The sequence below is a fragment of the Cellvibrio sp. PSBB023 genome (assembly GCF_002007605.1).
Classification (GTDB): domain Bacteria; phylum Pseudomonadota; class Gammaproteobacteria; order Pseudomonadales; family Cellvibrionaceae; genus Cellvibrio.
The window spans coordinates 1,964,246-1,976,547 of sequence record NZ_CP019799.1 but is presented as its reverse complement, the minus strand read 5'-3'; the positions used below and the strand labels follow the sequence as shown (position 1 = coordinate 1,976,547).

12 protein-coding genes are annotated in these 12,302 nt (G+C 49.4%); 10 read left to right on the top strand and 2 right to left on the bottom strand.

What is annotated here, in order from left to right:
- Positions 1–35: 35 nt before the first annotated feature.
- The 6 genes from B0D95_RS08745 to B0D95_RS08720 all read left to right on the top strand — a co-directional run bounded on the left by B0D95_RS08745 (position 36) and on the right by B0D95_RS08720 (position 5,641).
- Positions 36–1,064: a DUF481 domain-containing protein gene (locus B0D95_RS08745; protein ID WP_078043546.1), complete on the top strand. Its 1,029-nt coding sequence runs from the start codon at positions 36–38 to the stop codon at positions 1,062–1,064.
- A gap of 31 nt (positions 1,065–1,095) precedes the next feature.
- Positions 1,096–1,647, top strand: coding sequence for an FxsA family protein (locus tag B0D95_RS08740; RefSeq protein ID WP_078043545.1), 552 nt, complete (start codon positions 1,096–1,098; stop codon positions 1,645–1,647).
- A 294-nt stretch (positions 1,648–1,941) separates the two neighbouring features.
- Positions 1,942–2,232, top strand: a complete 291-nt coding sequence (locus tag B0D95_RS08735) for a co-chaperone GroES (RefSeq protein WP_007643943.1) — start codon at positions 1,942–1,944, stop codon at positions 2,230–2,232.
- Positions 2,233–2,313: 81 nt separating this feature from the next.
- Positions 2,314–3,948, top strand: a complete 1,635-nt coding sequence (groL, locus tag B0D95_RS08730) for a chaperonin GroEL (protein ID WP_078043544.1) — start codon at positions 2,314–2,316, stop codon at positions 3,946–3,948.
- 173 nt (positions 3,949–4,121) lie between these two features.
- Entirely contained in the window at positions 4,122–4,706 is a 585-nt protein-coding gene (sodB, locus tag B0D95_RS08725; RefSeq protein WP_078043543.1) for a superoxide dismutase [Fe], read from the top strand.
- 155 nt (positions 4,707–4,861) lie between these two features.
- Positions 4,862–5,641: a hypothetical protein gene (locus B0D95_RS08720; RefSeq protein ID WP_078043542.1), complete on the top strand. Its 780-nt coding sequence runs from the start codon at positions 4,862–4,864 to the stop codon at positions 5,639–5,641.
- Positions 5,642–5,701: 60 nt separating this feature from the next.
- Here B0D95_RS08720 and B0D95_RS08715 read toward each other — a convergent pair whose 3' ends face one another.
- Together B0D95_RS08715 and B0D95_RS08710 are read right to left on the bottom strand one after the other, a co-directional pair.
- Entirely contained in the window at positions 5,702–6,388 is a 687-nt protein-coding gene (locus B0D95_RS08715) for a TorF family putative porin (RefSeq protein ID WP_078043541.1), read from the bottom strand.
- 68 nt (positions 6,389–6,456) lie between these two features.
- Entirely contained in the window at positions 6,457–8,568 is a 2,112-nt protein-coding gene (locus B0D95_RS08710) for a methyl-accepting chemotaxis protein (RefSeq protein WP_078043540.1), read from the bottom strand.
- A 195-nt stretch (positions 8,569–8,763) separates the two neighbouring features.
- Between B0D95_RS08710 and B0D95_RS08705 the strand changes: the two genes are divergently transcribed.
- The 4 genes from B0D95_RS08705 (at position 8,764) to B0D95_RS08690 (ending at position 12,301) form a co-directional block, all read left to right on the top strand.
- Entirely contained in the window at positions 8,764–10,284 is a 1,521-nt protein-coding gene (locus B0D95_RS08705) for a fumarate hydratase (RefSeq protein WP_078043539.1), read from the top strand.
- A 273-nt stretch (positions 10,285–10,557) separates the two neighbouring features.
- Positions 10,558–11,688 carry a methyl-accepting chemotaxis protein gene (locus B0D95_RS21060; protein ID WP_078043538.1) on the top strand — a complete coding sequence of 377 codons (1,131 nt, stop codon included), beginning with the start codon at positions 10,558–10,560 and terminating at the stop codon, positions 11,686–11,688.
- Positions 11,689–11,706: 18 nt separating this feature from the next.
- Positions 11,707–11,988, top strand: coding sequence for an STAS domain-containing protein (locus B0D95_RS08695; RefSeq protein ID WP_078043537.1), 282 nt, complete (start codon positions 11,707–11,709; stop codon positions 11,986–11,988).
- Between the two features lie 28 nt (positions 11,989–12,016).
- A complete protein-coding gene (locus B0D95_RS08690; RefSeq protein WP_078043536.1) occupies positions 12,017–12,301 on the top strand; it encodes an STAS domain-containing protein in 285 nt (94 codons plus the stop codon).
- Position 12,302 lies beyond the last annotated feature (1 nt).

Here is a 12,302-nt window from a genome sequence, read left to right as displayed (position 1 = left end):
TCCCGATAAACCTCTCGCCGCAAAAAAGGTTAGTTGTGAATAAAACTGCATGGCTTGTGTTTTTGTTGTTGTGGCTTAGCCAGGCTGCTGTTGCCGGTGTTGTTGAATTACTCAATGGTGATCGTTTGGAAGGGGAGCTGGTGAGCCTGGATGACGAACACCTGCTGTGGCGTTCAACGAATTTTGGCGAGCAGCGCATCAATAAAACCAATATTAAAAATATCCAGACGGATGTTGCATTGAAAATCAATGGCAACAACTCACCCTGCCACTTGCAGCCAATGGAAAATGAATTTTTACGCTATAACTGCGGTGATTCCAATCGCGTTAAGCGCGCATCGCTGCTGCGCATAAAAACCCTGATGCCCTATGAAGAGTTTACGAAAGGCGCTTATGTGCATCATGGGCGATTAAATTTATGGGGTGCCTATTCCCGTGGCAACGAGGTGCGTGAGGAGTGGAATACCCAGGGGGAATTCAGCCTGCGGCGCAATGATTTCCGCCATGTTGTGGGCGGCGAATTTGCGCGCGCATCCTGGAATTATTCGCGTCCGCAGGAGCGTTGGAACCTGCGTTACTCATTGGATTGGTTTTTCGGCGAACACTGGTTTTGGTACAACAGTGTGCTTGCCGGTGCCGATCCCCAGCGCGGTATGCGCAATTACACGCGCTGGGGTTCAGGTACGGGATATCAGTTTTTCGATAATAAAACCATGGCGCTGTCACTTAAGTCGGGGCTGGCGTTGCACGAGGAATCCTATCAACTGCCTGCTGAACTGATGGGCAACTATGCATTGGCCGATGAGTTTATGGCCCTCGGGGTTGCGCTGGATTTTCGTTATAACCTGCCTTGGGGTGTTGGTTTTTTCCACAATAATGAATTGTTGCAATCGGCGGAAGATGACCCCAATTTACAATTGAAAACCTCCACCGGTCTAAGCTCCATGATCCTCGATCGGATATATTCCGAGTTTAAAATCGATTATTGGCTGGACACAGACCCGCAGCCCACGCGTCAGGACAAGGACACACGTATGTCGCTGGGGGTGAGCTACAAGTGGTAAACTGCCCAGCCTCACCTATTGGACACCCGCTATGCGCTTGCCACTGTTAATCCTGCTGCTGCCTATTGTTGAGCTCTGGCTGATGATTGAAATTGGCAGTCATCTGGGCGCTTGGGCAGTGATCGGCTGGTTGGTATTGATGATTGTGGTTGGTGTTAACCTGCTCCGCTATTTGGGCGCGTCGAGCATGCTGAGCACAGCGCAAAACATGCGTATGGGTGGTGAATTACCCGCGCAGGCTCTGGCGGATAACCTGTTCAAAGCCGTGGGTGCCGTGCTGCTCATTATTCCGGGCTTTCTTACCGATGTTATGGCGCTTTTGTGTTTTATTCCGCTGGTGAGGCGCCTACTGCTCAAGCGGTGGCTTGCTAAAATGGCAGTGCGCGCGTCAGCCACCGGGTTTTACACTGCCGGTTTCAACCCGGAGCAATTCCGGCGCAACCCGTTTGCCGGGCAAGGCAATGTCTATGAACATCAGGGGCCGGTGAAAACGGAGAGCGATAGCTCAACGACAGGCCTGTTGATTGACCAACCCGCCGATGCGCGACCCGAGGATAAACCTTGCGACAATCCGCCTCGATAACCCGCTGTAGCAACCCCTAAACGTCCTCAATTCACCGGTTTGTAAAAGAAATCCATTTTATTGCGAGATTTTTTGCGCAGTCAGGTTGAAATCCCCATTGCTAACCCCACATAGGTTTCACCGCTTTATTGGCTACCGGTTTCCGGGTTGTCCCTGTAGATCGGTGGCTTTACTGATGGCCCTTGAAACCCTCAAGACCATCCCTATATGTCATCAAGCCGGAGCCCTGTGCTCTTGTGATCAAGAGTAAGGCTCTACGCTCGTTTAACCTGTTTGTTTAGGAGACAAATGTTCATGAAAATCCGTCCGTTACACGATCGCGTTGTTATTCGTCGCAAAGAAGAAGAAACCAAAACTGCCGGTGGCATCATTTTATCTGGCGCTGCGAAAGAAAAGCCTAATCAAGGCGAAGTGGTTGCCGTAGGTAATGGCCGCGTATTGGCGAGTGGTGAGCTGCGTCCTCTGGACGTGAAAGTTGGCGATGTAGTGGTATTCGGTAAGTATGCCGGTAGCGACACCATCACCATCGATGGCGAAGAACTGGTGATTCTGAACGAATCCGACATCAAAGCGGTACTGGTGTAAACCGTACGCTAGCAGAATTTAGTCTGGGATCGCCCTGTGCCGATCCCATTGGGTTAACAAAAGATTGTAGGAATTGAAAATATGTCAGCTAAAGAAGTGAAATTTGGTGATAGCGCACGTCAACGCATGTTGGCCGGTGTAAATATTTTGGCCGATGCGGTTAAAGCGACCCTTGGCCCGAAAGGCCGCAACGTGGTGCTGGAGAAGTCCTTCGGTGCACCAACCATCACTAAAGACGGTGTGTCTGTTGCTAAAGAAATCAGCTTGAAAGACAAATTTGAAAATATGGGCGCACAAATGTTGAAAGAAGTTGCCTCACGCGCTTCTGACGACGCTGGTGACGGCACCACGACTGCAACCGTATTGGCGCAAGCCATTGTGAACGAAGGCTTGAAGTCTGTTGCCGCGGGTATGAACCCAATGGATCTGAAGCGCGGTATCGACAAAGCGATTAGCGCAGCCGTTAAACACGTTCAATCTATCGCCCAGCCTTGTGTTGATACCAAGTCTATCTCTCAAGTGGGTAGCATTTCTGCTAACAGCGATACTTCTGTCGGTGAGTTGATTGCCGAAGCCATGGAAAAAGTGGGTAAAGAAGGCGTTATCACTGTTGAAGAAGGCACCAGTCTGGAAAATGAGCTGGACGTAGTAGAAGGTATGCAGTTTGACCGTGGCTACCTGTCTCCCTACTTCATCAACAACCAGGACAACATGAGCGTTGAACACGATCATCCGTTCATCCTGTTGGTTGACAAGAAAATCTCCAACATCCGCGAGTTGTTGCCTGTGTTGGAAGGCGTTGCCAAATCCGGCAAGCCACTGGTCATTGTTGCTGAAGATGTTGAAGGCGAAGCGCTGGCCACTTTGGTTGTAAACAACATTCGCGGTATCGTGAAAGTAGCTGCTGTTAAAGCACCTGGCTTCGGTGATCGTCGTAAAGCAATGTTGCAAGATATCGCCGTATTGACTGGCGGTACTGTGATTTCTGAAGAGGTGGGTCTGGATCTGGAAAGCGCTACTTTGGAACACTTGGGTACTGCAAAACGCGTCACCATGAACAAAGACAACACCACCATCGTTGACGGTGCTGGTAACGCGGAAGAAATCAAATCACGCGTACAACAAATCCGTGTGCAAATCGAAGAAACTTCTTCTGACTATGACCGTGAAAAACTGCAAGAGCGCGTAGCCAAGTTGGCTGGCGGTGTTGCGGTAATCAAAGTGGGCGCAGCGACTGAAGTTGAAATGAAAGAGAAGAAAGCCCGCGTTGAAGATGCCCTGCACGCTACTCGCGCAGCGGTAGAAGAAGGCGTGGTTCCAGGAGGCGGTACTGCATTGATTCGCGCAGTAGCTGCTATCGCTGACCTGAAAGGTGACAACGAAGATCAAAACGCCGGTATCGGCATCGCTCGTCGTGCGATGGAAGCGCCATTGCGTCAAATCGTTGCTAACGCCGGTGATGAGCCATCAGTAGTTGCTGACCAAGTGAAAAAAGGCACTGGCAACTACGGTTACAACGCGGCGACTGGTGTTTATGGCGATATGCTGGAAATGGGTATTCTTGATCCAGCCAAAGTAACCCGTTCTGCATTGCAGGCAGCCGGCTCTATCGCTGGTTTGATGATCACTACCGAAGCAATGGTTGCTGATCTGCCAGAAGACAAACCTGCTGCGCCAGACATGGGCGGTATGGGTGGCATGGGCGGTATGATGTAAGCCGACCCATCGATAGTTGCGGCCCCTCGTGGGCCGCAATTGTTTTTGGTATTTGCCCTTTTAAAATGGCGATAGCGAATTTTTAATAATGCCAAAATCATTTAGTTGGTATTATTAGCTCCGCTTTTTGAATGACGCTTGAATGTATACAACCGTGAATTAGGAGAAACATCATGGCTTTTGAATTACCTGCACTGCCTTACGCGAAAGATGCATTGGCTCCCCATATTTCTGCTGAAACTCTGGAATTCCACTACGGTAAGCACCACAAAACCTATGTTGATAAGTTGAATGGCCTGGTTCCTGGCACTGAATTTGAAGGCAAAAGCCTGGAAGAAGTGATCAAAACCTCTTCTGGTGGTGTGTTTAACAATGCTGCACAAATCTGGAACCACACCTTCTACTGGCACTGCTTGAGCCCTAACGGTGGCGGCGCAGCAACTGGTGCTGTAGCAGATGCAATCAATGCTGCTTTTGGTTCGTTTGACAAGTTCAAAGAAGAATTCACCAATTCTGCTATCAACAACTTTGGTTCAAGCTGGACCTGGTTGGTGAAAAAGGCTGATGGTTCTGTTGCTATTGTGAACACCAGCAATGCGGCTACTCCATTGACCGACGCCTCTGTTACCCCGATCCTGACTGTGGATTTGTGGGAACACGCTTACTACATTGACTACCGAAATGCACGCCCAACCTACATGAACGCTTTCTGGGCGTTGGTAAACTGGGAATTCGTGAACACCAATTACGCCAAGTAATTGTTGTTCAGGTGATAAAAAACGGGCCAACAGGCCCGTTTTTTATTGTGTGAAATAAAAATAGCAGCCTATGTTTGTGTTGGCGGCTGCTATAAAATGCGCGCACACTTGTTACTCATCTTGATCACTGACTCATCGTTAAGGTAGTTGTTGTTATGGAACGCAGAGAACCCACATTATCTCCCGGCGCAATATCAGAACCTGCGCAGTCCACCGCGCGTCGCCAGCAATCCCATCTCGATCACGATGATGACCCAGCACCAAGCCGTCCCGCGCGCAAGGCGGCGCCACAAGCCCCCGCTTATGCACCGGCGCCTTCCAGCAGCTTGCCTGCGGTGGCGTTGGTTATTGCACTGGTTGCGGTAGGCGGTGCCGGCTTTTTAGGTTGGCAGTTATTCCAGGCCCAAGCCATGCTCAAGCAGGCGGATACCCGCATCCAGGGGTTGGAGCAGCAACTGAGTATGACGTCTGAGGAATCGAGTGCGTCAGTAGTCACCCTGCAATCCAATCTGAAAAAGATCGATGGTGAAGTGCGCCGTTTGGCGGGGGTGATTGAAACTAATCGCAAGGCGATTGCCGCCAATACCGAGAAAACAACCCTGGTTGGGCGCGATGCTGCCAATGCCCAAAAAGCGGCAACCGAGGCCAAAACGGCAACAACATCGCTCAAGCAAGAGTTGGCAGCGAATAAAACCGTTGCTGATGGCGCTGCGGCAAAAATTGATGGCATGGCCAGCAGTGTTAGCCAGCAGTCCAAAGGTGTGCAGGAGCTGAAAGAGCGTCTGGATAAAATGTCATTGGAAATGACTGCTCTGGATAGTTTGGCCGCGCGTATTCGCAGCCATGATGAAGCGATTGCTGCGATTGATGACTACCGTCGCACCACCAATCGCGAGCTGTTGCAAATTAAACAACAGCTTAGCGCTAAACCTTAATCAATATCGACAACAGCCCCGGCATAGTTCGGGGCTGTTCGCGAGTGTTTTCCTGCTTTACTAAAATGCCCAGCCAATACCCGCAACCACACGGGCTTTATCGGTTTCTGTCGTCGACATATTGGTATCGTGCAGGCTCAAGCGCCATTGCAAACCACGCCATTCTTTTTCCACGCGCACAAAATAATGCAGGCAATCCGACTCGCCCATAATGCTGTATTTATTTTCATCACCAGTCACTGAATAATCCGCTCCCAGTGTGAGTGCAAATCCATCTTGCAGGGAAAATTGTTTGGAAACTTGCACTACAGTGTAGTCTGCATCACTGCCAAAATAATCCCAGGCGTAATGAACTCCCATGGTAATGAGTGCGGTTGCAAGGGTGGCGTAAACCTCGTTGTAGTTGTAATCATCGCTGTGATCAGCGCCTTCATACAAAAATTGGGCGATTCCCCAATCCAGCGATACTGTGTCTGAAAATGCGCTGTAGTAACCGGCATAAATACCCAGCTCTGTATGGGTTCCTTCCCCGAAATCTACTTGCGAGGCCCAACCACTGGCATAGATACCGGATTCCCCTGACCAGGTGGCACTGAACTGCAGGGCAGGGGCATCCTCTGTTTGCGAAAGGCCGTAGGAAAGATAATTACTTACCAGCGTTAGATTGCCTGACACTTCCGCCTGTGCCGGTATGCTTGTGCTGGCAATGCAGAGCAGTGCTGCTGTGCGCCAATCAATATCCCTCATGCCTGATTCCCCATTCTGGTGTCAATTACCTTACATCACGCTGCCAAGCCTCCCTTGTCGTGTCTTTGCTAGCAACGCAATTGCGTTAGGTGCTTATCAATATCCTGAGTAATTTTGTCCACATTGGTGCTGGCGGACAAAACGCTGTGCGACAACCGTTCAAGTTCGTGGGTGGCATCGCCGATGGCGGAAATATTGCGATTAATTTCCTCTGTCACCTGATTTTGTTCTTCGGCGGCGGCCGCGACTTGATAAGCGCTATCGGTGATGGAATTAATGCCCTGTGTTGCCGTGGTCAAGCGCTCATAGGCGTGCTCCGCTTCCGTTAATGTATCGCCAACCCGCTGGGTGTTTTGATTCATTTGCACCACTGTCTGATCAACTTGTTGTTGCAGGCTTTGAATTAATTGTTTGATTTCCTCGGTGGAGGTTTGGGTACGTGCCGCCAATGAGCGCACTTCATCGGCGACAACGGCAAAGCCGCGCCCTTGTTCCCCTGCGCGTGCGGCTTCAATCGCCGCATTCAATGCCAATAAATTGGTTTGGGCGGCAATAGCTTGGATGACATCGGTAATGCCACTGATTTTATTGCTGCTCTCAGCGACCAATTGGATTTTTTGACTGGAGTTGGAAAAGTCGGTTGCCACACCTTTGAATTCTTCCACTGTGCGTTGGAATAAATCACGGGCATTATTAATTTCTTTTACCGAGGCTTGCGAATCGCTGGAGGTGTTGCTGGCTAACTTGGCAACTTCGTTAGCCGTGGCCGACATTTCATGAATGGCGGTCATAATATTTTGAATTTGCTCTACTTGTATTTCTGTGGCTGAGCGAGTGTTTTTGGAGGTTCCGGTCAGGCTATTACTCTGTTCTTTCAAGCGCACAGAGTCATGTTTTAACGCAATAATCATGTTGCGCAATTTTTCGGTGAAGCTGTTAAAGCCATTTGCCATGTCAATTAATTCTTTGTCGTTAGAGGGAATTAATTGGCGTGTCAGGTCTCCGTCCGAGCTGGCAAGGTCTCGCATCATATTGCTCATGTGCACTATGGGATGGGTGGATTTTTTAATCCACAGTGATACAACACCCACAAAGACCACCAATAGAATCAGTGCGAGGCTGATCATATTGGTCGCAGTAGATAAACTGCTTTCGTGTAAGGACCTACTCAGTTCGTCTACCACATCGTAGGCAATCGTGGCAGGTGTGACTATGACCATTTTCCACTGGCTGCTCACTGCATCGGCAATGATGGGTTGGACGGTAATGATATTGTCCTGATAAATAAATTGTTTGCTGTTGTTGGCGGAGAGGGCGGCGAATAATTCTTTATCCCCATCGGCTAATGGTTTGCCGACAAAATCGGGATGCATGCTGCTGGCGACTACATTATTGCGCGCACTCAGTAAGTACATGCTGGTTTTGCCGCTGTATAAATTGGCCGATTGATCGAGGATATTTTTTTGCAGTACCGGTAAGTCGATATCAATCCCCGCCACCCCGCGAAACTGATTATTCACCACCACCGGCGCCACCAGTGAGGTAAGCAACACTTTGTTGCCGGGGGTGACCTCATACAAATAGGGCTCCATTAAACAGGGCTTGCGTGTATCCCGGCTACATAAATACCACTCCGCTTTGCGCAAGCCGTTGGCATCAATGGTTTCATCGTATTGGTCTGCATTACTCACTTGGCTGTAAATCGGGCCTTTTTCATTGGCTACCCAATAAATGCCCAAGCTGCCTACTTCTGAACTGTATTCAGTATCGCCCTGATATTGACTGTCGAGATTGTCGTAACCATTAACATCAAACTGGGTGTAGATAGATGAAGCTGATGGCGTAGACAGCAAAATATCATGCGCCATTTTTTTCACTTCGGCTCTGGTGTAGGGCGTTGTGCCGCTGCCGTGTGCCGTGCCGCTCATAATACTGGCAAGGTGCAGGGCGACATCGAAGTTGCGATTGAGCAGTGAACTGGTTTCCAGTGCACTGACCTGGGCAATTTCCAGCAGGCGATTATTGATCGTGGTTTTCATGGATTCCGCACTGCGCGCGATCGACTCTTGTGCGTTATTGGACATGGATCGCCAGGCGACAAAACTTAATGTGCCCATGCTGAAGGCGAGGATTAACGCAATGCTGAGGCTTAGTTTGAAACGAAGTGACAACGCGTTCATGACCTTATGATTCCTTGAAAGTGGCGCTTAATTTAGCCTAGTTGCTGGCCGATAATTTGCACAACTTTTAATCAAAGAAAGTGACCGGTCAAAAACGCCAGTGAGGAACTTGATGGTGTAGAATTGGCGCCACTTTTTAACTGCTTCTTTCCACCGTTTTTTTAAATCCTATTGATTCTAAAAAGAGATGCGATTATGCCTACCGTGATTCGCCAGCAAGACTTGATCGACAGCGTTGCCGATGCGCTGCAATTTATCTCCTACTATCACCCCGTTGATTTTATCCAGGCGGTGCACCAAGCCTACGAGCGCGAAGAGAGCAAGGCCGCCAAAGACGCCATGGCACAAATCCTCATCAACTCACGTATGTGTGCCATGGGCCATCGCCCAATTTGCCAGGATACGGGGATTGTCACTGTGTTTGTGACCGTGGGGATGGATGTGCAGTGGGATGCGCAAATGAGCCTGACCGATATGGTGAATGAAGGTGTGCGTCGCGCTTATATGAACCCGGACAACGTATTGCGCGCGTCAATCCTTGCCGACCCCGATGGTGCGCGCAAGAACACTGGCGACAATACTCCTGCCATCATCCACTACAACATTGTGCCCGGTAACACTGTGGATGTTCATGTGGCAGCCAAAGGCGGTGGCTCTGAAGCCAAAACCAAATTCGCTATGCTCAACCCATCGGATTCGGTTGTGGATTGGGTGTTAAAAGTCGTACCCGAGATGGGTGCCGGCTGGTGCCCACCGGGAATGCTGGGCATAGGCATTGGCGGCACTGCCGAAAAAGCCATGCTGCTCGCCAAAGAGGCCTTGCTGGAACCGGTGGATATTCAAGAGCTGCAAGCGCGCGGTGCAAGTAATCGCGCAGAAGAATTGCGTATTGAGTTATACGACAAGGTGAATCGTCTGGGGATTGGTGCGCAAGGCCTGGGTGGTTTGACAACCGTGCTGGATGTGAAAGTAAAAGATTACCCCACTCACGCCGCCAACAAGGCCATCGCCATTATTCCCAACTGCGCTGCAACCCGTCACGCTCATTTTGTGTTGGATGGCTCAGGCCCAGCGTTACAAACACCGCCTTCACTGGACGATTATCCGGAAATCAGTTGGGATGTAGGTGACAGCGTGCGCCGCGTTAATCTGGACACTGTGACGCCCGAAGAGGTGCAAGAGTGGAAAACCGGTGAAACCGTATTACTCTCCGGCAAAATGCTCACTGGTCGCGATGCTGCCCACAAGAAAATGACCGACCTGCTCGCCAAAGGCGAGGAGCTGCCAGTGAGCATGAAAGGTCGCTTCATTTATTACGTCGGCCCGGTTGATCCGGTACGTGATGAAGTGGTTGGCCCGGCAGGTCCCACTACGGCAACCCGGATGGACAAATTTACCCGCACCATGCTCGAGCAAACCGGTTTGCTTGGCATGATTGGTAAATCCGAACGTGGCCCAGCCGCGATTGATGCAATCCGTGACAATAAATCCGTGTATTTAATGGCTGTTGGTGGCGCTGCTTACCTGGTAGCACAAGCGATTAAATCCGCCAAAGTGCTCGGCTTCCCTGAACTGGGTATGGAAGCGATTTACGAGTTCGATGTAAAAGATATGCCTGTCACTGTGGCTGTAGATTCACGCGGTGAATCGGTGCACAACACCGGGCCAAAGATTTGGAAGGCCAAGATCGAAGAAGGCACTATCGCGGTTAAATAAATCATCAGGATTGAACCTTAAAAAAACGGCAGCCACTGGCTGCCGTTTTTGCATAAGCGCGGTATAAAAACACTTTTATGTTATAAAAAAATATTTTTTTAATCGGTGGAATTGCTTTAAGCCAACCATCTTTTATATCACCTCAGTTATTTCTGCCAAGATCGCTGTTGAATTGCGCATCTAAAAATAAACCTGCTACTTTTAATTCATATTGACCGGAGTAGCTGGTGGGCCAGCTTACTCATCGGATACCTGCAGGGGAACAGTGCGGTTATGCCAATAAAGCAGCTTATTGTCGTCGCCTTGGCCGTGATTGGCGGTGGTCTCTTGGGGATTTGGTTTCATCCACTGCTAGCTGTACTTTTCTCTACAGCGCTAATGTTGCTGTTAGTTTTGCAATCCAATGCCCGTGTTATTGCGTTTCCTGCAGGTGAGAATATTTCCTTGTCGCCCAATCGTTCATTAGAGGAAACCAGTTTGTTGTTGGACGAGGTGATACAGGATACACAGCGTAATTTGGCGTCACAAATTGCAGTTCAATCCGATGCCACTGCACTCTTAACCCAATCCTTTGATTCAATCAAAACCTTGCTGGAGAAACAGCAGCACTATATCAATCAAATGCTCTATGAGAGCGACAGTGATGCGCAAAAGAGCACTGTGTCCGCGCGTATGAGTTTGTTTGCAGAAAATACCTACAGTCTGCTGAATCGCTTTGTGGATACCACGGTAGAGATCAGTGCATCGTCTATGGAGCTGGTAGAAAAAGTGGGTGCTATTGCAGAGCAGATGCCCAATGTCATTCGCGCCTTGAAAGATATAGACCAAATTGCCGCGCAAACCAATCTGTTGGCGTTGAATGCGGCCATAGAAGCAGCGCGAGCGGGTGAAGCTGGTCGCGGTTTTGCGGTGGTGGCAGATGAAGTGCGCGCGCTCTCGAATCGCTCGGCGGGTTTCAGTAAGGATATTCAACAACAACTGGGTAGCATTGCAAATGCCATCGCTGACCTTGATGTAGTGGTGGGGCGTGTTGCATCGCAGGATATGAGTTATGTGTTGCACGCCAAAGCCGACATGCAACACATAAGCACGCATTTAATTCACAAAGCAAACGCTGATGAAGAGACCACACATAACATGGATCTGCTGATCAATCAGTTGGTGAATGCCCTGAACAATGCGGTGCGCGCGTTGCAGTTTGAAGATATGTCCAAACAAAACATGGAATACAGTATCGCGCGTTTGAATGAGCTTCAGCCCCTGGTGCGTACATTAAGCGTAGCGACACAAAGCCCGGAGCAATTGGATGCAGAAGTGCTGCGCTACAAAAATAGTGAGCAGCGCCAAAAACACAATCCAGTCTCTGCTTCGTCAGTGGAGAGTGGTTCTATCGATTTATTTTAATTTGCCAAGGAGCAAATAATGACTCAGACCGCCGCTGTTATTCGAATGCCCAAACGATTTGATTATTCGTCGGGTGTGGAGTTTAACCAGGCGATATTGGCTGCGTTGGAGTTTGGTGGAAATATCACCCTGGACTGTTCGGAAATGGACTATATCGATAGCGCCGGTATTGGCCTATTGGTGATGGCGCAAAAAAAAGTACAAAGCAGTGGTGCCGCGCTCACGATGAATAGCCTGAAAACAGCGCCCAAGGAAATTCTTGGGCTTGCCAATATCCAAAAAATTATTGATATCGAGTAATCAGACATTTTATGAAGGTGCAAGGTGTATGAGTGATCAAGCCGTAGTGGTGCTTCCTAATCGCTTTGATTACGGATATCACAAAGAATTTCAGCAGAAATGCACCGACTACATTGGCGACGAGCTGATCAAAAATATCGTTTTTGATTTTAGTCGTGTTGAGTATTTGGATAGTGCTGCCTTGGGCATGATGATGATGTGGCAGCGTCGCGCTGCCGCTTCCCACAAAAAAATGTATATCAAAGGCGCTAAAGGTGCTACCGCACAAATACTGGCAATGGCAAATATGCAGCGCCTCTTTGATTATCTATAAG

Coding starts and splice junctions, on each gene's coding strand:
- B0D95_RS08740 (WP_078043545.1), top strand. CDS start 1,096: ATGCGCTTGCCACTGTTAATCCTGCTGCTGCCTATTGTTGAGCTCTGG.
- B0D95_RS08735 (WP_007643943.1), top strand. CDS start 1,942: ATGAAAATCCGTCCGTTACACGATCGCGTTGTTATTCGTCGCAAAGAA.
- groL (WP_078043544.1), top strand. CDS start 2,314: ATGTCAGCTAAAGAAGTGAAATTTGGTGATAGCGCACGTCAACGCATG.
- sodB (WP_078043543.1), top strand. CDS start 4,122: ATGGCTTTTGAATTACCTGCACTGCCTTACGCGAAAGATGCATTGGCT.
- B0D95_RS08720 (WP_078043542.1), top strand. CDS start 4,862: ATGGAACGCAGAGAACCCACATTATCTCCCGGCGCAATATCAGAACCT.
- B0D95_RS08715 (WP_078043541.1), bottom strand. CDS start 6,388: ATGAGGGATATTGATTGGCGCACAGCAGCACTGCTCTGCATTGCCAGC.
- B0D95_RS08710 (WP_078043540.1), bottom strand. CDS start 8,568: ATGAACGCGTTGTCACTTCGTTTCAAACTAAGCCTCAGCATTGCGTTA.
- B0D95_RS08705 (WP_078043539.1), top strand. CDS start 8,764: ATGCCTACCGTGATTCGCCAGCAAGACTTGATCGACAGCGTTGCCGAT.
- B0D95_RS21060 (WP_078043538.1), top strand. CDS start 10,558: ATGCCAATAAAGCAGCTTATTGTCGTCGCCTTGGCCGTGATTGGCGGT.
- B0D95_RS08695 (WP_078043537.1), top strand. CDS start 11,707: ATGACTCAGACCGCCGCTGTTATTCGAATGCCCAAACGATTTGATTAT.
- B0D95_RS08690 (WP_078043536.1), top strand. CDS start 12,017: ATGAGTGATCAAGCCGTAGTGGTGCTTCCTAATCGCTTTGATTACGGA.